The organism is Paraburkholderia panacisoli, from assembly GCF_008369935.1.
Lineage (GTDB): Bacteria > Pseudomonadota > Gammaproteobacteria > Burkholderiales > Burkholderiaceae > Paraburkholderia > Paraburkholderia panacisoli.
On record NZ_VTUZ01000002.1, the window covers coordinates 217272 to 239321 of the forward strand.

The 22050-nt window shown below is 63.2% G+C and carries 20 protein-coding genes and 1 pseudogene; 3 read left to right on the plus strand and 18 right to left on the minus strand.

Going from position 1 to position 22050, the window contains the following annotated elements; genetic code table 11:
* Positions 1 to 43: 43 nt before the first annotated feature.
* The 10 genes and pseudogenes from FVF58_RS03575 to FVF58_RS03620 all read right to left on the minus strand — a co-directional run bounded on the left by FVF58_RS03575 (position 44) and on the right by FVF58_RS03620 (position 10434).
* Positions 44 to 1399, minus strand: a complete 1356-nt coding sequence (locus FVF58_RS03575; RefSeq protein WP_149668543.1) for a sigma-54-dependent transcriptional regulator — start codon at positions 1397 to 1399, stop codon at positions 44 to 46.
* A gap of 18 nt (positions 1400 to 1417) precedes the next feature.
* Positions 1418 to 3421, minus strand: coding sequence for a sensor histidine kinase (locus FVF58_RS03580; protein WP_149668544.1), 2004 nt, complete (start codon positions 3419 to 3421; stop codon positions 1418 to 1420).
* A gap of 48 nt (positions 3422 to 3469) precedes the next feature.
* Entirely contained in the window at positions 3470 to 4750 is a 1281-nt protein-coding gene (locus FVF58_RS03585) for a dicarboxylate/amino acid:cation symporter (protein WP_149668545.1), read from the minus strand.
* A 443-nt stretch (positions 4751 to 5193) separates the two neighbouring features.
* A pseudogene (locus FVF58_RS03590) lies at positions 5194 to 5707 on the minus strand (glycerophosphodiester phosphodiesterase family protein); the annotation flags it as partial.
* Positions 5708 to 6772: an NADH:ubiquinone reductase (Na(+)-transporting) subunit F gene (locus tag FVF58_RS03595; RefSeq protein ID WP_149668546.1), complete on the minus strand. Its 1065-nt coding sequence runs from the start codon at positions 6770 to 6772 to the stop codon at positions 5708 to 5710. It abuts the pseudogene before it with no gap.
* A 40-nt stretch (positions 6773 to 6812) separates the two neighbouring features.
* Positions 6813 to 7175 carry a phenol hydroxylase subunit P4 gene (locus FVF58_RS03600; protein ID WP_149668547.1) on the minus strand — a complete coding sequence of 121 codons (363 nt, stop codon included), beginning with the start codon at positions 7173 to 7175 and terminating at the stop codon, positions 6813 to 6815.
* 43 nt (positions 7176 to 7218) lie between these two features.
* Complete coding sequence (locus FVF58_RS03605) at positions 7219 to 8814, minus strand: aromatic/alkene/methane monooxygenase hydroxylase/oxygenase subunit alpha (RefSeq protein ID WP_149668548.1); 1596 nt, start codon at positions 8812 to 8814, stop codon at positions 7219 to 7221.
* Positions 8815 to 8835: 21 nt separating this feature from the next.
* Positions 8836 to 9108, minus strand: coding sequence for an MmoB/DmpM family protein (locus tag FVF58_RS03610; protein WP_149668549.1), 273 nt, complete (start codon positions 9106 to 9108; stop codon positions 8836 to 8838).
* Positions 9101 to 10129 carry an aromatic/alkene monooxygenase hydroxylase subunit beta gene (locus FVF58_RS03615; RefSeq protein ID WP_149668550.1) on the minus strand — a complete coding sequence of 343 codons (1029 nt, stop codon included), beginning with the start codon at positions 10127 to 10129 and terminating at the stop codon, positions 9101 to 9103. The genes FVF58_RS03610 and FVF58_RS03615 overlap by 8 nt, the downstream gene beginning before the upstream one ends.
* Before the next feature lie 29 nt (positions 10130 to 10158).
* A complete protein-coding gene (locus FVF58_RS03620) occupies positions 10159 to 10434 on the minus strand; it encodes a phenol hydroxylase subunit (protein WP_149668551.1) in 276 nt (91 codons plus the stop codon).
* Positions 10435 to 10855: 421 nt separating this feature from the next.
* On the opposite strand from FVF58_RS03620, the gene FVF58_RS03625 reads away from it, so the two are divergent.
* Positions 10856 to 12685, plus strand: coding sequence for a sigma-54-dependent Fis family transcriptional regulator (locus FVF58_RS03625; RefSeq protein ID WP_246216916.1), 1830 nt, complete (start codon positions 10856 to 10858; stop codon positions 12683 to 12685).
* Between the two features lie 85 nt (positions 12686 to 12770).
* Here the strand turns inward: FVF58_RS03625 and FVF58_RS03630 are convergent, their stop codons facing one another.
* Positions 12771 to 14075 (minus strand): MFS transporter, encoded by a 1305-nt coding sequence (locus FVF58_RS03630; RefSeq protein WP_246216917.1) that lies wholly within the window; start codon positions 14073 to 14075, stop codon positions 12771 to 12773.
* 51 nt (positions 14076 to 14126) lie between these two features.
* Positions 14127 to 15281 (minus strand): M20 aminoacylase family protein, encoded by a 1155-nt coding sequence (locus tag FVF58_RS03635; protein WP_246216918.1) that lies wholly within the window; start codon positions 15279 to 15281, stop codon positions 14127 to 14129.
* A 226-nt stretch (positions 15282 to 15507) separates the two neighbouring features.
* Here FVF58_RS03635 and FVF58_RS03640 point away from each other — a divergent pair, with 226 nt between their 5' ends.
* Positions 15508 to 16008, plus strand: a complete 501-nt coding sequence (locus FVF58_RS03640) for a MarR family winged helix-turn-helix transcriptional regulator (RefSeq protein WP_149668553.1) — start codon at positions 15508 to 15510, stop codon at positions 16006 to 16008.
* A 117-nt stretch (positions 16009 to 16125) separates the two neighbouring features.
* Here FVF58_RS03640 and lipA read toward each other — a convergent pair whose 3' ends face one another.
* The 3 genes from lipA to FVF58_RS03655 form a co-directional block, all read right to left on the minus strand.
* Positions 16126 to 17121 (minus strand): lipoyl synthase, encoded by a 996-nt coding sequence (lipA, locus tag FVF58_RS03645; protein ID WP_149668554.1) that lies wholly within the window; start codon positions 17119 to 17121, stop codon positions 16126 to 16128.
* Between the two features lie 14 nt (positions 17122 to 17135).
* The gene (gene lipB, locus FVF58_RS03650) at positions 17136 to 17861 is read right to left on the minus strand and encodes a lipoyl(octanoyl) transferase LipB (protein WP_149668555.1); all 726 of its coding nucleotides are present in this window, start codon (positions 17859 to 17861) and stop codon (positions 17136 to 17138) included.
* Between the two features lie 203 nt (positions 17862 to 18064).
* Entirely contained in the window at positions 18065 to 18391 is a 327-nt protein-coding gene (locus FVF58_RS03655; RefSeq protein WP_149668556.1) for a DUF2917 domain-containing protein, read from the minus strand.
* A gap of 98 nt (positions 18392 to 18489) precedes the next feature.
* On the opposite strand from FVF58_RS03655, the gene FVF58_RS03660 reads away from it, so the two are divergent.
* Positions 18490 to 19458 carry a transcriptional regulator GcvA gene (locus FVF58_RS03660; protein ID WP_149668557.1) on the plus strand — a complete coding sequence of 323 codons (969 nt, stop codon included), beginning with the start codon at positions 18490 to 18492 and terminating at the stop codon, positions 19456 to 19458.
* A 21-nt stretch (positions 19459 to 19479) separates the two neighbouring features.
* Here FVF58_RS03660 and FVF58_RS03665 read toward each other — a convergent pair whose 3' ends face one another.
* Genes FVF58_RS03665 through FVF58_RS03675 form a run of 3 tightly spaced genes read right to left on the minus strand, consistent with a single transcriptional unit; the run spans position 19480 to position 21941 of the window.
* Complete coding sequence (locus FVF58_RS03665) at positions 19480 to 19749, minus strand: DUF493 family protein (protein ID WP_149668558.1); 270 nt, start codon at positions 19747 to 19749, stop codon at positions 19480 to 19482.
* The gene (locus tag FVF58_RS03670) at positions 19721 to 20698 is read right to left on the minus strand and encodes a D-amino acid aminotransferase (protein ID WP_149668559.1); all 978 of its coding nucleotides are present in this window, start codon (positions 20696 to 20698) and stop codon (positions 19721 to 19723) included. The genes FVF58_RS03665 and FVF58_RS03670 overlap by 29 nt, the downstream gene beginning before the upstream one ends.
* Positions 20699 to 20711: 13 nt before the next feature.
* Positions 20712 to 21941 carry a D-alanyl-D-alanine carboxypeptidase family protein gene (locus tag FVF58_RS03675; RefSeq protein WP_149668560.1) on the minus strand — a complete coding sequence of 410 codons (1230 nt, stop codon included), beginning with the start codon at positions 21939 to 21941 and terminating at the stop codon, positions 20712 to 20714.
* Positions 21942 to 22050 lie beyond the last annotated feature (109 nt).

Genomic DNA, 22050 nt, shown 5'->3' on the forward strand with positions numbered 1-22050 from the left:
TCAGATTCAAACGCGCCGGCATCGCCTCGTGCCGCCGGCGCCGTCACTTCTCAGCGCTCCCCTCCCCTTTGGCCGCAAGGCCATACCGCTTGATCTTCTCGTAGAGCGTGGCTTTGCCGAGCTGCAGCTTGTCCGCCGCCGCCGCGACCACGCCCCCCGCCTCCTCCAGCGCTTGCGCGATCATCGCCCGCTCGAATTGCTCGACGCGCTCCTTCAACGGCTGCGTGGCCGCGCCGTCGTCGGCGAAAGACATGACCGGATCGTCGGCGACGCCGAGCACGAAGCGATCGGCGGCATTGCGCAGTTCCCGCACGTTGCCGGGCCAGTCGCGCTGCATCAGGCTCGCGCGCTGGCGATCGGTGAGGATCGGCGCGGCCCGCTGATAGCGCACCGCCGCATCCAGCAGGAAGTGTTCGAAAAGCGGCACGATGTCCTCGCGACGCTCGCCCAGCGGCGGCAACGCGATCGTCACCACATTCAGCCGGTACAGCAGATCGCGCCGGAACGAACCGTCCGCGACATGCTCGGCCATGTCGCCTTTGGCCGCGGCGACTATGCGGCAATTCACGCGAATCGGCTGGTTCGAGCCTAGCCGCTCCAGCACGCCGTCCTGCAACACACGCAGCAACTTGACCTGCAACGCGAGCGGCGTGCTCTCGATCTCATCGAGAAACAGCGTGCCGCCCGATGCATGTTCGAGCTTGCCGATTCGCCGTTTTGCCGCGCCGGTGAAAGCGCCCGGCTCGTAGCCGAACATCTCCGACTCGAACATCGGCTCCGGCAGCGCGCCGCAGTTCACCGCGATAAACGGCTTGTCACGCCGCGGCGACAACTCGTGCAGACTGCGTGCGATCAACTCCTTGCCCGCGCCGGTGTCGCCATTGATCAGCACGGAAGCGTCGGTCGGCGCGATATTCGCGATCAGCCTGCGCACCTGTTCGATCGCGGGACTGCGGCCGATGATCCGCGGCGCCACCGTGCCCTGCCCGGCCAACTCGCGACGCAACGCGAGGTTTTCCAGCACCAGCTTGCGGCGCTCCAGCGCGCGCCTGACGGTTTCGATCAGCCGCTCGGACGCGAACGGCTTTTCGATGAAGTCATACGCGCCGTCGCGCATGGCCTGCACGGCCATCGAAATATCGCCGTGGCCCGTGACGAGGATCACCGGCACATCGGGTGCGCGCTCGTGGCACTGCGCGAGCAGATCGAGACCGCTCGCGCCGGGCAGGCGAATGTCGCTGACGATCACGCCGGAGAAATCCGCGCTGATCATCTTCGCCGCGGCCTCCACCGACGCATGGCCGATCACCTCGAAGCCCGCCAGTTGCAGACTCTGCACGCTGGCGCGCCGCACCAGTTCGTCGTCTTCGATATACAGCACTTGCAGGCCGTCGTTCATCGCGTTTTCCATCTTGATTCAGGAGCCCGTGGTCAGCGGGTCCGCCGGTGTGTTCGTCTGCACGCGCGCGCGGCGCAGCGTCAACACGAATAATGCACCGCCGTCCGGCGCGTTGCGCGCGACCAGCGTGCCGCCGCAATCGCGTGCGATCGACGAGGAGATTGCAAGGCCAAGGCCCAAGCCCTGGCCCATCTCCTTGGTCGTGAAGAACGGTTCGAACAGACGCGGCAGGACATCGTCGGGAATGCCGGGGCCGTTGTCGCTCACCGCGAATGACAGGTTTGCCTCCGCGACTTCGATTTCCACCACGATGCGCGGCGCGCTCATGCCGGCGGTCGCGTCGAGCGCATTGCCGAGCAAGTTGATCAGCACCTGTTCGAGCCGCAGATCGTCGCAATTCGCAATCAGCTCGGGATGGTCGTCGGCGAGACTGAGCGGTGTGCGCGTGCCGCTCGCCGCATCAAGCAAGGTGAACTCGACTTCGACTCCCTGCAAACGCTTCTGCAGCAATCCGACGACGTTGCGCAGCGCCCGCACGACCGGCGCACGCGCATTGCGCGGCCGCGCCCGGCCGACGAACAGCTTCAACTGATTGGTGATCTTGCCCATCCGCTCCGTGAGCGCCGCAATCGCTTCGAGATTCTCGCGCGCCGACGCCTGGTCGCCGCGTTCGAGCAGCACGCGCGTGTTGTCCGAGAAACCGCGCAAAGCGGCGAGCGGCTGATTCAGTTCATGCGTGATGCCGGCCGCCATCTGACCGAGGGCGGCGAGCTTGCTCGCCTGGATCAGCTCGTCGTGCGCGGCGCGCAATTCCTGCTCTGCGCGCGTGCGTTCGGCCACTTCCTTCTTCAACTGTTCGTTTGCCTCGGAAAGGTCCGCGGTGCGCTCGGCGACGCGCTGGTTCAGTTCCGCGTAGGCCTTTTGCAGCAACGTGCGGCTGCGCATCACTTCGCGCACGCGAGCGCGGCGCATGCGCCAGTAGAACGCGAGCAGCACGATCGAGATATAGCCAAAACCGGTGACGATGGTCGCCTTGCGCGCATCGGCGTCGACTGGATCGACGGGCGACATCGTGATCAGATGCCAGTCCGGCTCGCCCATGCTGCGCCGCGACGCGAGATAGCGCGGCGCCTGGCGGCCGCCGCCGATGCGCACGATCTGCGCGTTGCCTTCGAGCGTGCGCTGGATCGTCACCGGCAGCGGCGGGATCGGCTGCTGCGCGTATTGACGTGCCTGGTAGATCGAATCGGCGACCGGCCCGGAGAGCGGCCGTATCGTGTGGTACTTCCACGCCGGCACCGACGACAGAAAGATCACACCGTGATCGTCGGTGACGACGAGCGGCTCGGACGCATCCGCGCCCTGAAACCATTCGAGATCCAGTTTGACCACCGCCACGCCGACGATCTTGCCGTCGCGCCGCACCGGCTGCGAGATGTAATAGCCCGGCGCCTGCGAAATCGTGCCGATGCCGAAGAAGCGCCCCACGCGGCCGTCGATCGCATCGAGAAAATATGGCCGGAACTGATAGCCCGCGCCGATGAAGCTGCCCGGCCCGCGCCAGTTGCTGGCGGCGACGCAATAGCCGTCAAGCGGAATGATGTACGTGACCGTCGCCCGCGCATGAAGGTTGAGGTCTTCGAGATAGAGATTGGCGCGCTTGACGTTGACCGCACTGGGATCGACGAGCACGTCCTGCACGATGGGATGCTCGGCGAGCAGATACGGCAGCGATTCGTAACGTTCGAGCGTGCTTTTCAGCGCGCTGGCGGTGCGCTCGACGCGCACGGCGGCATTGCGCCGCAAGTTGTCGATCCCGCTTTGCCACGCGATGCTATAGGTCAGCCAGCATGCCGCCGCGAGCCCGGCAACGAGCGCGAAGAGGATCAGCAGGCGGCGCGTCACGTTGGTCATGTCCGTTCGGTAGGGATCGGACATTGTGGCATAAGGCGGCGCGCCGGCGGCGCCAGCTTCGCTGGCCAGCGGCGGCGCAGTGGATCGGCGCGGAGCACCCGGTTTCATGACGGGCGTCCGCGGCCGTTACGGTTGGAGTCTGAACCGGCGCGCGGCTTAGGCGCTGGCCGGTTCTTTGACCGGCACGTCGCCGCGCAACGCGGCATTCAGCTTGTTGCGGTCCAGCTCCTTTTCCCATGCCGACACCACCACCGTTGCCACGCCGTTGCCGACGATGTTGGTCAGCGCGCGGCATTCGCTCATGAAGCGGTCGATGCCGAGAATCAGCACCATGCCCGACAGCGGAATGGTCGGCACCACCGCCAGCGTCGCGGCCAGCGTGATGAAGCCCGCGCCCGTCACGCCGCTCGCACCCTTCGAGGTCAGCATCGTCACCGCCAGCAGCGTGAGCTGCTGCATCCACGTGAGCTCGGTGTTGGTCGCCTGGGCGATGAACAGCACGGCCATCGTCATGTAGATGTTGGTGCCGTCGAGGTTGAACGAATAGCCGGTCGGCACCACGAGGCCCACCACCGAGCGCGAGCAACCGAGCTTTTCGAGCTTCAGCATCAGTTGCGGCAGCGCGGCTTCGGACGAGCTCGTGCCGAGCACGATCAGCATCTCTTCCTTGATGTACGCAACGAAGCGCAGGATGTTGAAGCCCACCAGGCGCGCGATGATGCCGAGCACCACCACCACGAACACGATCGAGGTCAGATAGAACGTGCCGATCAGCTTGAGCATCGGCAGCAGCGAACCGATGCCGTACTTGCCGATGGTGAACGCCATCGCGCCGAACGCGCCGATCGGCGCCAGCTTCGTGATGATGCGCACGATGCCGAACAGGATGTGCGAGAGACCTTCGATGAAGTTCGTCACGACCTTGCCCTTCTCACCGGCTGTCGCGAGCACCGCGCCGAACAGCAGCGCGATCAGCAGGATCTGCAGGATTTCACCTTGCGCGAAAGCCGACGACAGCGTGTCCGGGATCAGATGCATCAGGAAGTCGACGGTGGTCTGGCCGTGCGCCTTCGCGGCATACGAGGCGACTGCCTTACCGTCGAGCGTGGCCGGATCGATGTTGAAGCCGGCGCCCGGGCGCAGCACGTGCGTGGCGAAGAGGCCGAGCACGAGCGCGAAGGTCGAGACGATTTCGAAGTACAGCAGCGCCTTGCCGCCCACGCGCCCAACCTTCTTCATGTCTTCCATGCCGGCGATACCCGTGACCACCGTGCAGAAGATGATCGGCCCGATCACCATCTTGATCAGCTTGATGAAGCCATCGCCGAGCGGCTTCATGTCGACGGCGAGGTTCGGGTAGTAGTGCCCGAGTGCAATACCGATGATGATGGCCACGATCACCTGGACGTACAGCACTTTATAGAAAGGTTTCTTCACGATGGTTCCTGCTGGGTGGAGATGAGCTCAAGGCCTGCCACACTGCGCATCACGCGAACGAAGATTCGTTACGCCCGTGCACGGCAATAGGCCGCGACAAGACGACGAATCTAGAAATACCGGGAAGGGAAATCGGACATCGTTGTCTCCTTGCTTTAGTTGTTGGACCGTTGCGGCCGCGTGATCTATTTCGCAAGGTCGATGCCAGCTGAGTGACGCGCCTATGTATTTGATTTATGTAGTGTTTTTATATCAGCGATACGCATGCCGTCCGGGATTCCGGAAATCCGGACGGACGCCGTCGGGGAATCCGGAATTCATTGAAGCGATGTCTCCGGGAAAACCCCGACGGGCTTGAGCATACGTGCCCGGCGGGTGCGCGGCTGCATTTGGCATATCGACGACGCTCGGCGCACTGCGCCGGCTCCATCGACTGCTGCATTTCATGGACGCATGGCCAGCATGTCGTGCGGCAACAGGTCGAGGCGATCCGTGCAGATCATATCGACGCCCCATTGCGCAAGCAGTTGCGCACGCGCCGGAGCGTTCACCGTGTAGGCCAGCACGCGCAGCCCCGCGGCACGGATTTGCGCTACCAGCGGCTCGCTCAAATACCGGTGGCTCGCGTGCAACGACACGCAGTCCAGTTCGCGCACGATGCGCAACCAGTCCGCCGGCACCTGTTCGAACAGCATGCCGCGAGGCAGCGACGGCGCGGCGTCGCGCGCCGCGGTCAGCGCGTCGAACGAAAACGATGACAACAGCGGTGGCGTTTGCCCTTGCCACAGTGTCAACGCGCCACCTGCCACCAGCGTCCCGGTGAGTGCGTCGCGACCCGGACACGGCTTGATTTCGATGTTGCCGGCCGTCGCGCGCGCATCGCTGCGCCGCATCCGCGAGAGTCGCGAGGCGCGTGCCGGCGAATTGCGCTGCGCGCCAGGCGCCAGCGTTCAGCGCTCAGAGCGATCTGAACAGCGGGCTTTTCGCCAACGCTTGCGCTCCATCCGCACTGGTCAGGAATTTCTCCGTATAGATGTCGCGCTCGAACAGTTGCCCTTGCATCAGCGTTCTGATGGACGCTTCGATCATCACCGGCGGCCCGCATAGATACGCTTTGTGGCCGCGGAAGTCGTTGGCGAAGTGAGCTTTCGCGGCTTCGTGAACGAAGCCGCGAAAGCCATCCCACGTCGAATCTTCAGCCTCGCTGGAAAGCGCGGGGACGTACGTGAAGTTTGCGTGCCGCGCGGTCAACTCGACGAAAAATTCGTGGTAGTAAAGTTCGGCCCGATCGCGCGCGCCATACACCAGAGTGATCGGCCGCCCATCGCCCTGCTCCAGCAAATCCAGCAGCATCGACCTGGGGCTCGAAAGCCCCGATCCGCCTGCAATCAGGATCACGGGCTTCGCGTCCGACGCCCGCACGAAGAATCGGCCGAACGGACCGCTGAAGCGAATCTTGTCGCCGGGCTTCAACCCTTCGTGCAGGTAGCCGGTGCCTTTTCCGCCCGGCACGCGTCGGACATTCAGTTCGATCAGCTTCGACGAACCGGGATGGCTGGCGAGCGAAAACGCGCGCGGCATGTCTTCGCCGGGAATATGGACGTTCACATACTGACCGGCCTGAAACTCGATACCCTCGTCAGCGAGTTCGATAAAGATGCCCTTGATCGTCGGCGTCAGGTCGACGCTCTCCTTCACGCGGCCGCTGTGGTCCTTGACCGGGAAGTGACGCGCATCGACGTCCTCGTCGATATCGGCCTCGATCGTCAGATCGGATTGCGCCGTCGCGCAGCAGGCAAGGCACTTGCGTTCGTCGCGCTCGAAGTCCATCAGCGCGAACGGCGACGCGTTGCCGTGCTCGACCTCGCCGTCGGTGACCTGCACCTTGCAGGTCGCGCACAGGCCGTGACAGCACGCGTGCGGCAGCCACACGCCGGCTCGAAGACAAGCGTCGAGGATGGTCTGGTCATCGTCGATTTCAATCGTGTGCCCAAGCGGCTCGATGGTTAGCTGATAGCTCATTGCAGCGTCTCCTTGATTCGTGATTGCATGAGCCGTGGCTTCAGCTGCATGAGCTGTTGATGCCGGACAGACCGGGCGTGCGAAAGCGGATCACCGCCTTGTGCTGCAAGCCGTTTTCTCCGAGCGTCCGGTTGAACTCGGGCGTGAAGCGCTCGTTGGAGCGAAACCATTCGATCTCGCCGATGTCGACCTTGTCCCAGTCGGGATGCGACGAATAGATCCCTGGAATGACCTCGTTCGCGAGCGTGGCGAAGGTCATCTCCGGCGCGACTGGAATGCAGTGCGGCGCACAGAACATCAGATGATCTTCCCAGCCGATAAACAGCAGGCGGCTGCCGTGAAAGTTTTCTTCACGGTCTTTCACTTCGCCCTTGTAGCCTTCATTGAGTGCAATAACTGACATAACTTGTCTCCTGCGGGATTCGATTGACGTGCGCTTCTCACGCTCAGGCGGTTTTTTCGGCTTGCGCGGTTTCGCGCGTCTCTTCACCTGCGTGACTGGGCCTGCCGGTCCAGCGCAGCCAGTTCCTCCTGTCCGGCGAATCCTCGAATTCGTGACCGTCTTCGCCCGCGTTGATGTGGTAGTAACGCAGCACTTCGGCGAGCGGATCGAAGTCGGCGGCCGTGGGGTCGGCGTCTTTCTCGAAACAGTTGCCCTGGAAAATCTGGTGCACGGGCAACCACGCTTGCACGTACTTCTCCGGCTCGTTGTCGAAGATGTCCTTGCAGCCGTCCGAGCAGAAGTGATACTTGTTGCCGAGGTAGTCGCTTTCGCGATAGCAAATTTTGGTCGGATCGTCGGGCTCGGTGAATGCCATCGGTATCTGGCAGATCTGGCAGAGCATCGGCAACGTGTTGTTGTAGAAGCGCTTGCCTTGCTGCTGCTGTTCGCGCCAATACTCGAGACGTGGCCGATAAAGTTTGTCGAAAGTCGCCGGATACTTTTCGGCCAGCCAGGTCATTTCGTCATCGGACGGAATCCACGTGTGCATCGCCGCTGCGTGCGTGTAGTTGTAGAAGATGCCCCACGCCTCGTGCGAAATGCGGTCCTTCTCTTTCGACGCAACCTCGTGATACTTCGGAATGCGAATGCCGTAGCGTTCGAGATCGTGAAACAACGCGCCGCCGTTTTTCTCGAAGTAGGTTTCCCACGCTTCCTGCCAGGACATGATCCGTTTGGGCAGCATGTAGTCCATCATCATCGCGACCAGCGTCAGCAGGCGATAGCCGCGCCAGAACCATTTGTCGACCCACTTCTGGATGATCGGCACGTTGCCGGGGTCCTGTTCGAGCAGAAACTTCACCACTTCCAATCCCAGTGTCATGTGACGCGATTCGTCGGACTGCGCGGAAAAGCCGAAGGTCACGGTCGCCATGTCGCCGTTGAACGCGGCGCCCGACATGAACGGCATAAACAGCAGGTTGGTCAGCACGTACTCAAACGAGAACGAAATGGCGGTCACGAATTCGAACGGCCCGGCGCTCATCGCGTCCTCGAAATACGACTTCGGCACCGACAGATACCAGACCCGGTCGTGCATGTGCTTGAAGTCGTGAAAGCCGTTGAAGAACTTGTTGTAATGGCTGATCGTGTGGACCTGCGTTTGCGCGTGACGCAGTTCGTCGATCGCCTGCATCTGGCAAGCGATCCGCGCGCCGGCCCCGCGAAAGTTGCGCCCGGCGAGCGCGAAGCCGCGATGCGCCGCGTACTCGAGCGGACTCACGCCGGTCAGGAACAGCTTCAGCGCGTTGATGTAGCGCGGATCGGTGACGTTGAACTGGCCGTTGTTCTGCTGGAATGCGTCGATGATCGCGTACAGCTTGCGTTCTTTCTCGCCCTGATATTTCCAGTAGGCATCCATCGTGAGACGGAACGGATCTTCCCATTTGTCCCAGTCGTGGACCTTGATGCCTTCGAATCTGTCGTACGGAAAGACCTTGTCCATCGGCTGATAGGTGGTCTCCCATCCGAGGCCCCGCGTCAGCATTGCGTAGTTTTCCTTGATGCTCAGTTTTTTCGGCGTCGTGCTAGTGGTGCTCATGGTATGTCTCCCGTTCGCCGCTCAGGCTTTCCATTCAAGAACGAATTCGTCGTCTGTCTCGTCGATGTTGCCGCCCAGCGAGATCAGGTTGAGTTGCAGTTCACGCAGATCGAAGTCGCGGCCGATGCGCGCTTCGATCGATTCACGCCGGATCACCAGGCGGCCAACGGCGTCGATCTTGACCATCGCCGGAAATGCGTTGACGACGGCGTGGGGGTTGTCCGCTTCGATCGCTTCGATGATCGGCCTGGAGTCGTCGTTGGTCTGAAACGCAATGAAGACGGAATCAGCCATGATTCGCCTCCGCAGCGGCTGCGAGCGGCACGCCCTGTTTCGACACACGCGCATCGAACGCTTCGGCGATCTCGCGCAATGCGGACTCGGCTTCGGACTCGCCGAGCGCGGCGGCTGCAAGCGGGTGCAGCGCATCGAGCACTCGGGGACGCCACTTCGCGATCCACTGGACGAGCAGCGTGGCGTTGTCCGCCGATTCCGACGCCGCGGTCTTGAGCGTCGCGTCGACCCAGCGAGTCGACTCGTCGAACCAGAGGCTCGCGAACTCGTTTAGCATGCCGATACCAGCTCCGTACTGTTGCGACAGACGCTGATCGATATGGCGATAGACGAGCGGATACAGCAGACCATCCAGCACGACGTTCTGCGCGACGTAGGTCTCGAACCAGTCCTTCACCACCATCGTGTCCTCGACCACGCGACGCAGGCCCTGCCACATCGGGTCGTTGAGCCAGCGCTCCTTGCCTTCCAGCAACGACGTACCCTGATTGCCGTCGAGCAGCAGACCGAGGCGCGACAGGTATTGCGCAATGCCGAGCCGGTCCATGCTGTGAAACATGGTGGCTTGCGTGATTGCCGTGCCCCATCCATAGCCCGTCACGAAGCAGTTGTTCGTATTGGCCGCCCACTCGACGTGCCGCAGCGGCACCATCAGCGCGGCGATGTGCGCTTTCACGTCGTCCGGAAGGTCGCTCAGCAGGCGTCGTTTGGAAACGAACTCGATGTTCTTCTCCATCGCGTCCTGCTGCCGCGCACGCGTGATCGTGTACGCACCGTAGTAATACTGCCGAGGGTCCTTGAACGCATACCAGTCGTTCATCCTGATCGCGGTGCGGCCCTTGTCGTAGAGCGCGAATTCGGGCTCCCACAACGGGCGGTAGTGAAAGTTGTCCTCGGGCTGCAATTCCAGCGTCGCTTCCTGATATCGCGAAGCGGGCTTGTCAGCGCCGAGCCGTCGCGCGACGTGAGAGAAGGTCTGGCGGATCGGCTGGACCGCCGAGGTTTTGATGTCGATTTGCATAGGGGTGTCTCCTTGGTTTTCTATTCCGGTCAATCAAACAGACCTGGCTTTCCGTAGCGCCATTTCAGTTGTTCGGAGTCGAGTGCTTCGGCTTCCTCTCGACTCAGATGGACCACATGGTTTGCCGTGCAAAAAGAGTCGTAGTCCTGAAACGCCATGACGAGCTCGACGCTGAGCCCCGGGTCGCCGATGGCGAAGTCGAACTCGACAAAGCCATCGTCGCGACATTGCCGGACACGCACGTAGCGCCGGGTGACGTCGAAGGCTCGCAAAGGCGGCTCGATGTAGGGCGGATGCAATGGCATTGCTGTCTCCTGTCGGTCTAATCGGCACATCGGGTTCGGCCGCGCGGTTCACGCCGTGAGCCGCTTCACGTTTTGGTCCCGATGCGGCGTTGGCGCCTCTTTATGCAACCCCTATGCCAACGACCCGTTCAAGCGCGGCGGATGCAGCGCATCACCACGCGTAAGCCCTTGCGAATCAACACAAAAAATCATTGGCAGCAATCCGGCGACGAACCAGCCGCGCACCATCGAATCCGTGACGCTCGATCAAATGAGCGAAATCAGGCGCGCCCGGGTCATAGCGACCCGATCAAATCGATATCCGGGAACACCCGATGTCGGCTGGCACGCGATTCGCGGTGCGCCGGGTTGCGGAGCGTTGCATACTGATGGGCAATGCCGGTCGATGGAACTTGAAGAAACGTGGTGGAGACGAATCCTGATGGTCACTCGAGAAAAAGCGCAGCCGGCGGCTAGCGAACGCATGTCGCTGGTCTCGCCCAAGGGCGGCTGCGTGGACAGCCTTCGATATCCGGACATCGCGGACCTCATGTCGCGGCTGCATTTCGCGCCGGGCGACGGGCGCATCTGGCTGGACGATCAACGCATGCTGCTGGTTCACACCGGCTCGGTGGGCGTGATGCGGCGCGAGCTGATCGAGAGTCTGGGCATCGATGCCGCGCGCGGCCTCCTCACGCGGATGGGCTACAACTCCGGCGCGCGCGATGCGGAACTGGCGCGTAAGGTCCGCCCCGATAGCACGATCACCGAAATGTTCGCAGTGGGTCCGCAACTGCACATGCTGGAAGGCATGACCTTCGTCGAACCGGTGCGGCTTGAAATCGATGTCGAGAAAGGCGAGTACTACGGCGAATTCATCTGGAAGAATTGCGCTGAGGACGAAGAGCACATCCGCATTTATGGTATCGGCGCCGAGCCTGTGTGCTGGACGCAGATCGGTTATGCGTCCGGCTATACCAGTGTCTTCATGGGACGGCCGATTCTTTATCGCGAAGTCGAGTGCCGCGCGCTGGGGCAAGCGCAATGCAGGATCGTCGGCAAGCCGGTCGAAGAATGGGGTGAAGAAGCGGCGGACGACCTGCGGTTCATGCAGGCGCAGTCGTTCACGCAAGGACTGTCCGCGGGGGCGGTCAAACGCGAGCAGAGCGTGGCCGTTCTCGGCGACGTGAGCGCGCAAACGCCGACGGCTTTCGGCGACGCCAATATGGTCGGCGCGTCGCCCGGGTTCAATGCGGTGTGCCACATGATCCGGCGCGTGGCGAGCACGCGCGCGACGGTCCTGTTTCTTGGCGAGAGCGGCGTGGGCAAGGAAGTATGCGCGCGCACGCTACATCGGATCAGCGCGTGCAGCAACGGTCCGTTCATCGCGGTCAACTGTGCAGCGATTCCGGAAGCGCTGGTCGAGTCGGAATTGTTCGGCGTTGAACGGGGCGGCTTCACCGATGCCAAACAAAGCCGGCCCGGCCGGTTCGAACGCGCGAACGGCGGCACGCTGTTTCTGGATGAGATCGGCATTCTCAGTCTGACGGCGCAGGGCAAATTACTGCGCGCGCTGCAGGAAGGCGAAATCGAAAGAGTCGGCGATACGCAGACACGCCGCGTCAACGTGCGGGTTGTCGCGGCAACCAACCTGGACCTGAAGGACGAAATCCGCGCGGGCCGCTTCCGCGAGGACTTGTACTTCCGTCTGAACGTGTTCCCGATCCGCGTGCCTTCGTTGCGCGAACGGCGCGAGGATCTGCCGGTGCTGCTCAACCACATGCTGCACAAGTATCGCGAACTACATCAGCGCGACGTAACCGGCTTTACCGGGCGTGCCATCGACGCGATGCTGAACTACGGCTGGCCCGGCAATATTCGCGAGATGGAAAACCTCGTCGAGCGCGGCGTGATTCTCGCGCCGGATGGTGGCGCAATCGATATCAGCCATCTTTTCACAAGCGGCGAAACGATCGACGCGGAGATGTTCGGCCTTGGCACCAACGGCGCGTTGACGCCGACAGGTTCCTTGCTGGACCAGGCAGCCGCCACGCCCGACGCGGAAATCGAGCGCGTCGCCAGAAAGGTGAACAGTCTGCTGATGGGGATCAGCGGCGATATCGAACCGACCTCGCTCGACGATATTGAAACCGCTCTGCTCAAAGGCGCCGTGCAGCGCGCGCAAGGCAATCTGTCGGCTGCGGCGCGCACGTTGGGGATTACGCGGCCCCAGCTTGTCTATCGGCTCAAGAGCCGAGGTCTGCGGGTGTAGGTCATCGCGAGGGGCGGCCGGTTCGGCCGCCATCCGTCGCGCTGCGTGGCAGTGTACAGCGCTCACCCACGCATCGCGATTGCGCCTACGATGCCACCCGCGTCCGCAGCCTGCCTGCACCGAGTTCAGGTAGAAGAAGTGTGCTCACCACGCCGATCAACAGGCTGAACAGCACGTAGTACAACGGCGCGGCATTGCTGCCCGTCACCTTGACGAGCCACGTGTTGATGAACGGCGCGAGCCCGCCGAACAGCAGCACGGCCAGGTTGTACGTCAGCGCCGCTCCTGTCGAGCGCACGCCCACCGGAAATACTTCCGTCAATACGATAGGCACGGGCGCCCAGATAAAGCTCATGAAGAACGAGACGCCCACTTGCAACATCAGCAGCGACTGGAACGAAGGCGCAGCGATGAAGTGGTGGAAGAAGAACCACGCAGCGACGCCGTAGCCGAGCATGCCCGGCAGCAGCACCGCCTTGCGTCCGTAGCGGTCGGACAGATAACCCGCCAGCGGACAGCACAGCAGGATCACCGCCGTGCCGAGAAAGGTCGCGAGATTGGCGTCCGCCGCCGCGATGCCGAGCCGCTGCTTCGCGAAGATCGGCAGGAAGAACACGAATACGTACGCGGAGACCGTGCCCACCACGCAAATGCCGGTGCTGGAGATCATCTCGCGCGGATACTTTCGCACGAGGTCGCGCAGCGGCGTGCGCGTGGCCTTCTCTGTCGAGGTGGTCGCGGTGCGGCGATAAGCGAGAAACTCCGGCGATTCGTCGACCTTCGAACGGATGATCCACCCTACCGGTCCGATCAGGATGCCGACGAGAAACGGCAGGCGCCAGCCCCAGCTTTCCAGTTGGGCTGCGTCAAGCCGCGTGGTGAGCAGATACGCCACCGCCGCCCCCAGCGAAAACGCGAGCGCCTGCGAACACATCTGGAAGCTGCCGAAGAATCCACGGCGATGAGCCGGCGCGAATTCCACCAACATGGTGGTCGCGCCGCTGAACTCGCCGCCGGCTGAAATGCCCTGAATCATCCGCGCCAACACCATCAGGATCGGAGCAGCGACGCCGATTGCGGCATATGTCGGCAGCAAGCCGATCATGCCGGTGCCGACCGCCATCAACGCGATCGTGACCGACAGCGCCTTCTTGCGCCCTACCCGGTCTCCATACAAGCCCAACAGCACGCCTCCGAGCGGACGCACGGCAAACCCGATGCCGAAGGTCGCCAGCGTCAGCATCAGGGAGGCGAGCGGGTTGTCGGCCGGGAAATACAGCCGCGCGATGGTCGCCGCAAATAGCCCGTAGATGGCGAAGTCGAACCACTCGAACGCATTGCCGAGAATGGAGGCAATCACCACCTTTCTGACCATCGCCGGCGACGGCATGGGGTTTGCGGATATTCCTGTTCTCCTTGATGGGGTGATTGGCGCGCGGGTCTAACCCAACAGACGCCGCACGATTTCGATGAACACCGCCGCGCCAGCCGGCGCGGTGTCGTCGTCGAAATCGAATTCCGGGTGATGGCAGGTCAAACCGTCGTGGCCCAGGAAGAAGTACGAGCCCGGGCGCTGCTGCAACATGAACGCGAAGTCTTCGGATGCCATCAGCGGCGCCACGTTTGGGATCACGTTGTCGACGCCGAGCACGTGTTCCGCGGCGGCCCGCACCACTTCGGTCTGCTCGGGCGTGTTGACGGTGGGGGGTGAACTTTGCAGATGCTCGAATTCCACCGTGCATCCGTACATGCGCGCGGCACCCTCGCAAATGTCGCGTAGGCGCTTCAACGTCAGCTCCTGCGCGGCGACCGATAGCGTGCGCACGGTCCCTTCCAGCACCGCCGTGTCCGCAATCACGTTGATCGCGGTACCCGCGTTGAACTTGCAGACGCTGACGACGGCCGTATCCAGTGGATCGATATTGCGACTCACGATGCTCTGAATCGATTGCACGATGGCCGCGCCGATCATTAGCGGATCGACCGACCGATGCGGCATCGCGGCGTGGCTGCCGACACCTTGTATATTGATCCTGAAGAGATCGCAGGCCGACAAGATCGCCCCGCTACGCACGCCGACCTTGCCCGCTGGCAGCGCGTTGTTGTTGTGCAGTGCGTAGATTTCGTCGCAATGAAACCGCTCAAACAGGCCGTCGCGGATCATCTCTGAGCCGCCGCGCAAAGTTTCTTCGGCGGGCTGGAAGATCAGATGGACAGTGCCGCGAAACGCGCGATGCGCCGACAGGTGCTTTGCGACGCCCAGCAGAATGGCCGTGTGGCCGTCGTGACCGCAGCCGTGGAAGATGTTGTCGTGCGTCGAACGGTACGCCACGGAGCCCTTCTCCTGCATCGGCAGCGCATCCATGTCCGCGCGCAGCCCGATCGACGGACCCGCCCCCAGCGTACCGCGAATCGTGCCGACCACACCCGTTCCGCCGACCCCGGTCTGGACCTCGACGTCCCAGCTGGTCAGCAGGTTGGCAACCATTTCGGCGGTGCGATGCTCGTGAAAGCCAAGCTCCGGATGCCGGTGAATATTGCGCCGCCACGTCCGCATCGATTCAGCGAGCGCACCCCACTCCACATTTGTCTGCATGCCTGCATCCCTTGAAACATGATGTACGTAGCTTCCCGCCCTCACCGTAGCGGGGCGAAACCCGTTTCACAAAGATACTTTAATAGTTGAAAGTTTCAACTAGTGCTTTTACGTACAGATCGGTGCGACAACGAAGGTTCGTCTATCATCGGGATTGATGAGGGCGCCAGCACGTGCGGCGCCCCAGACGCTCCCACTCACCCCGAACCGGATAACCCGAAGCGGTATGCCATCTGCCAAACCGAAAACCAGCGCCGTTGCCCAAGACCTGAAATTTGCGCAATACCTCACGTTCAAACTGGACCTGATCAAGACCGAAATGATCAGCCGGGCCAATGCGGTGTACAAACCGGCGTGCGGTTTCGACGTGCGCTCACTGCGCGTGCTGCGGATCATCTGCGACGAACCGGGCATCACGGCGACGGCCGTGAGGGAGCAGACGTTGATTGAAAAGACGCTGCTGTCCAAGGTGATGGCTGACCTGATCGAGCGCAAGCAGGTGCGGCGGACCATCCATCCGGACGATGCGCGCCATTTACAGCTATGGCCGACTGCCGCCGGCAAGCGCACGCGCGCGGCCAGCGACGAACTGGGGCGGGAGCTGGAAGCGGAACTGTTGTCAGTACTCAGCGACGACGAGCACGCGGCGCTCGACCAGATCGTCGACAAGCTTGTCGGAGCGTTTCGCGCTTCGGCTCAACGCGAAGGCGCAAAATCCGCCGACTGACGGATTCGCGACGAGATGGATTCGGCTGGCGCACGCCGAGCAGAGACGCCGAGCCCATAAAAAAAGCCCGCAACACGTGCGGGCTTCCTTGACACCTGTAGCAACGAGCTAAACCCTTCAGACCACACCCGCTCCATGCGCCTGCAAATCGGCGTGGTAGCTCGAACGGACCATCGCGCCCACTGCCGCGTGCGTGAAGCCCATCTTGTACGCTTCTTCCTCGTACATTTTGAAGGTGTCCGGATGCACGTACGAGCGCACCGGCAGATGGTGTTCCGACGGCTGCAGATACTGGCCGATCGTCAGCATGTCCACGTTGTGCTCGCGCAGATCGCGCATCACTTGCAGGATTTCTTCTTCGGTTTCGCCGAGACCGACCATCAGGCCCGACTTGGTGGCGACATCCGGATGCAGCGCCTTGAAGTCCTTCAGCAGCTTCAGCGAATGCGCGTAGTCCGAACCCGGACGCGCTTCCTTGTACAGTCGCGGCACCGTTTCGAGGTTGTGGTTCATCACATCGGGCGGCGCGGCGTTCAGAATGCCGATCGCGCGATCCAGACGGCCCCGGAAATCCGGCGTCAGAATTTCAATGCGCGTTTCCGGCGACAGCTCACGCGTCTGACGAATGCACTCGACGAAGTGCGCGGCGCCGCCGTCACGCAGATCGTCGCGGTCGACGCTGGTGATCACCACGTACTTCAGCTTCAGCGCGGCGATGGTGCGCGCGAGGTTGCCCGGTTCTTCCAGGTCGAGCGGATCGGGACGGCCGTGGCCGACGTCACAGAACGGACAGCGGCGCGTGCACTTGTCGCCCATGATCATGAAGGTCGCGGTGCCCTTGCCGAAGCATTCACCGATGTTCGGGCAACTCGCTTCTTCGCACACCGTGTGCAGATTGTGCTCGCGCAGAATCTGCTTGATTTCGTAGAAGCGGGAATTGCCGGTTGCCGCTTTGACGCGAATCCAGTCCGGTTTCTTCAGCTTTTCGATCGGGACGATCTTGATCGGGATGCGGGCGGTTTTGGCTTGCGCCTTCTGCTTCGCGGTGGCGTCGTACGCCGGCACGCCTTCGGGCGCGGGAGAAGCTGCGAGGTTCGCGGTAACGTCAGTCATTCGTTCGGGTCCAGTCAGGCGGTGAGCGCACCGGCCTGTGATTGGGCGACGGCCGCGGGACTGCCGTCGAGGTTTGCGGTGAGGCGTGCTGCCAGGGTGCGGGCCACGTCGTCCCAGCCGGCGGCGACGCCGAGCGTTGCCATGTCGACCGTTTCGAGCCCCGCGTAGCCGCATGGATTGATGGCCAGAAACGGCCGCAAGTCCATCTTCACGTTCAGGCTTACGCCGTGATAGCTGCAGCCGTTGCGGATCTTCAAACCCAGCGCCGCTATCTTGGCGCCGGCGTGGAGCCCGGCGTCCGGCCCGGGCGCCACGTAGATGCCGGGGGCGCCCGCCTTGCGTTCTCCGGCGAGATTATACGCCGCCAGGGTCTCGATCACGGCCTGCTCGATCCGCGTGACCATCTCGCGCACCATGAGCTTGCGGCGGCGCAAATCGAGCAGCAGGTAGGCCACCACCTGCCCGGGCCCGTGATACGTGATCTGGCCGCCCCGGTCGACCTTGACCAGCGGGATGCCGCTGTCGGCGGCCAGCAGGTGGGCCGGATCGCCGGCCTGGCCTAGCGTGAAGACCGGAGGGTGTTCGACCAGCCAGATTTCGTCGGGGGTGTCGGCGGTGCGGGCGTCGGTGAACGCGCGCATTGCTTCGAAACTGACTTCGTAGGGTTCGCTGCCGCGCCAGCGCAGCGTAAGCGGCGCCGTGGCGGGCAAGGGAGACGGGGAAACCGGGGTGGCGCACATGATCCCGGCAGTTTACCGAAATCTGGGCATCCGCGCCGGACGTGAGTGCATCGAGGGTGCCAGGCGGCGACGGTGGGGTCGCCGCCCGGGTTGATTAGTGTGCGGATCGGCGGCGTTCGTGGCTGGGTCGACGCACGGGCGCGCCGCTCATGGCGGCACGGCCGCGCCGTCTCACCGAACCCGCGGGCCGCCGCCAGCCCTCCTCAAACCGTGCGCCAGCCGCCTCGCATGCGCATCAGCAGCCGTTCGCCGATCCGCGCGAGCCAGTTCAGCGCGCGCTCGTCGCAACGCGTCGGCACGGAAAACGCGACTTTCGCGTGCGTGGTGCCCTCGGCGCTCAGCCAGAGCCGCTCGCCGCGCCGCAGCCGCAGCGTGTGGCCGGGCTGCAGCCAGTAGTCCTCGGTGTCGTCGCTGCGCGTGACCCAGATCGCCCCGCCGTGAACGACCAGCTTGGTGCTGCGGGCGACCTTCATCGGCAGCGTTTCGCCGTTACGGATTTCGAACGCGATGCTAGAGGAAATTTCTCGCATAATGCCCTCGTCAAAAGTCGTTTCATGGCTACAATCGTAGGCGTAGCAAGGGTTTACGCAAAACGATCAATTTTCACCTCTATGTGAGAAATATTGCGATGGACCTCCGTCAACTCCCCGCGCTGAACGCGATCAAGGCATTCGAGGCCGCCGCCCGCCACGAGAGCTTCTCGCGCGCCGCCGACGAGCTGTTCGTCACCCACGGCGCGGTCAGCCACCAGATTCGCGCGCTGGAGGCCGAACTGGGCGTCTCGCTGTTTGCGCGCGACGGCAAACGCGTGCGGCTCACCGAAACTGGCCGGCGCTACGCCACGCAAGTGCGCAGCGCGCTGATGGCGCTCGCCGACGCCACCCGCGAAATCCGCGCCGGCGATCGCGAGCGGCGCCTCGTGGTGTCGATGCTGTCGTCGTTCGCCGCGCGCTGGGTGACGCCGCGCATCGGCAGCTTTATCGAGGCGCATCCGCAATGGGATCTCGAACTGCTGTCCACCAATGCGCTAACGGACTTCGCGCGCGACGACGTCGACGTGGCGATCCGTTTCGGCTTCGGCAAATATTCGGGGCTGCACGCTGAGCTGTTGCTGGAGGAGATTTTCTTTCCGGCCTGCGCGCCGAATTTCAACGGCGGCAAGCTGCCGAAAACGCCGGCGGATCTCGCCCAGGTCCCGCTACTGCGTTCCGACGACGAACTCTGGCGCCCGTGGTTCGACGCCGCCGGACTCAGCGCCTGGCCGGAGCCGAAGCGCGGCGTGCTGTACCAGGATTCGTCGAATCTGCTGCAGGCCGCGATCGACGGTCAGGGGATCGCGCTCACGCGCCGCTCGCTGGCGATGCACGAGATCGCCGCGGGCCGCCTCGTACGGCTATTCGATGTGGCTTGCCCGAGCCCATGGCAGTACTACTTCATCTGCCCGCCGCAAATGCTGGAAACCGCCCGGGTCAAGGCGTTCCGCGACTGGGTGTTCGACGAGGTGGGGAGGTTCAAGCAGTTGTTCGACCGGGCTTGCGAGGCGGGGCCCGCTGCATGTGCCGGTCTGGCGGCGGACGCGTTGCGCGTCGCGCCGTGACACGAAGTAGCGCGCGCTGCGTTAAAGCACCACTTTGACCATCGGATGGCCGGTCAGCGCGCGATAGATATCGTCGAGATGCTCGCGGCTCGTAGCGCGCACCGTGACCGTCAGGCCCGTGTAGTTGCCGCCGCTGGACGGCCGCGTCTCGACGCGCGACGCGTCGACTTCGCCGTCGAACTGGCGCACCACGGTAATGATGGTTTCGGCGAACTCGGGGTGCGATTTGCCCATGATCTTGATCGGGAAATCGCAGGGGAAATCAAACAGTGAGTCGTTCGCGGGATTCATTCTCTACTCCTTGCTGCGCTTGTTGCGCGCGTTGCGCTTCCTTGGCCTTGGCTCGCTGATACGCCGCATACAGCGCAGCAAAGACCGCACCCGGCTTGCCCTCGCCGACCGGCTGGCCGTCGAGCCTGGTGACCGGCAGCACCTCCTTGGTGGCCGAACTGACGATGATCTCGTCGGCCGCGCGCAACTCGGCTTCGCTGATCTCACGCGCTTCGAAGCGGATCCCGCATTCGCCCGTCAGCTCTTCGATCAGACCGTAGCGAATCCCTTCGAGAATCTTGTGGCTGCGCGGCGGCGCCGACAACACGCCGTCCTTCACCATCCACACATTCGACGACGAGCCTTCGGTCAGCACGCCGTCGCGAAACTGGATCGTCTCGAACGCGTCGTTTTCGGCCGCGTATTGCGCCATCAGCACGTTGCCCAGCAGCGACACCGACTTGATGTCGCAATTGAGCCAGCGGCGATCCTCGGCGCTCACGCAGGGCACGCCTTGCGCGCGCTGCGCGGCGTCGGGCAGATGCAGCGGCGTGACCATCACGAACACGGTCGGCTGGATGCCGGCCGGAAACGCGTGGCCGCGCTTCGCGACGCCGCGCGTTACCTGAATATAGGCAATCGCGTCCTGGTCTGCCGGCAAGCCGCCGTCCGCCTCGTTGGCGGCGACCACGCGCTCGATCAGCTTACGCCAGCCGGCGTCGTCGAACGGATTGGCGATGCCGATCTTGCCGACCGATCGCGCGAGCCGCGCGAGGTGCTGCGGGAACCGAAACGCGGTGCGGCCGTCCTGATGCTCGAACAGCGGCGCGTACAGCGGCGCGACTTCGTAAATGCCGTCGCCGAAAATAAAGCCGCGGTCGAGAACCGGCACGCGCGCTTCGGACAACGGCACCAGCTCGCCATTCAGATAAACGATCGGGTCCAACGAAACAGCGGAAATAGCGGTCATTGCGAACGGACTCTTACTTCTTCTTGTTGAACATCAGCATCAGCGAATCCCACACACGACCCACCACGCCGGCTTGCGGCACGGCCTGCAAAGCGACCACCGGGAATTGCGCGAGCACCTTGCCGTCGGCCACCAGCTTCGCGGTGCCGACCTGCTGACCATTCGCGATCGGCGCGATCAGCGGATCGATCTGCTCGATCTGCGGCTTCACCTTGTCACCCATGCCCTTCGGCACGGTCATGTACTGGTCGCCCTTCACGCCGATCTGCACGCTGTCCTGCGCACCCTTGTAGACGCGCGGCGTGCCGACCACCTGATTCGCCTTGTACAGCCGCACCGTGTCATACGCGGTGTAGCCGTAGTTCAGCATCTTCAGGCTGTCCTGCACGCGATCGTGCTCCTTGGTCTCGCCCATCATCACCGCGACGAGACGGCGCGACGCGTCGTTCGTGCCCGGCAGCGAACGCTTGGCGCTCGCGATCAGGCAGTAGCCCGCCGCCTGCGTGTGGCCGGTCTTCAGGCCGTCCACGGTCGGGTCGATCCACAGCAGCCGATTGCGGTTCGGCTGCTTGATCTTGTTGTACGTGAAATCCTTGACCGAGAAGATGTTGTAGTAGTCCGGGAAGTCGCGAATCAGGCGCGCCGACAGCACCGCGAGGTCGCCCGCCGAGGTGTAGTGCTGCGGGTCGGGCATGCCGTTCACGTCGGCGTAATGGGTGTGCGTCATGCCGAGGCGCTGCGCTTCGGTGTTCATCATGTTGACGAACTGCGCTTCGCTGCCGCCGACCAGTTCGGCCAGCGCGATCGCCGCGTCGTTACCCGACTGGACGATCATGCCGTACACCAGATCGTGCACGGTCACCGGCTTGTTCGCTTCGATAAACATGCGCGATTCGTCGGTGCGCACGCGGCGCACCGCTTCGCTCGGCATCACCGTCTGGTCCATGTTGATCTTCTTCGTCTGCAGTGCTTCGAAGACGAGATACGCGGTCATCAGCTTGGTCAGCGAGGCCGGCTCCACGCGCTCGTCGGCATTGCCGGACGCGAGCACCTGGTTGCTGGTGGCGTCGACGAGCACCCACGAGCGCGCGTTCACCGCCGGCGGCGGCACTTGCGCGAACGCGCTGCTGGCGGCGAGGGTCGCCGGCAACACGATGCCGAGGGTGACGGCGCGGCTAAGCTTGACGGGAACGAAAGAAACAACTGACGGGAATGACGTGCGGCCGGTGGTGGAGAAACGCATAGGGTCGATTCGTGCGGAAAAATACTTCGCGCGCAGGGCGCATAGTTTGGAAGAGCCGGTCAGCGGGCGTCTGGCCGTAAAACGGCGCGGCGCCCATTGGACTTCCGGC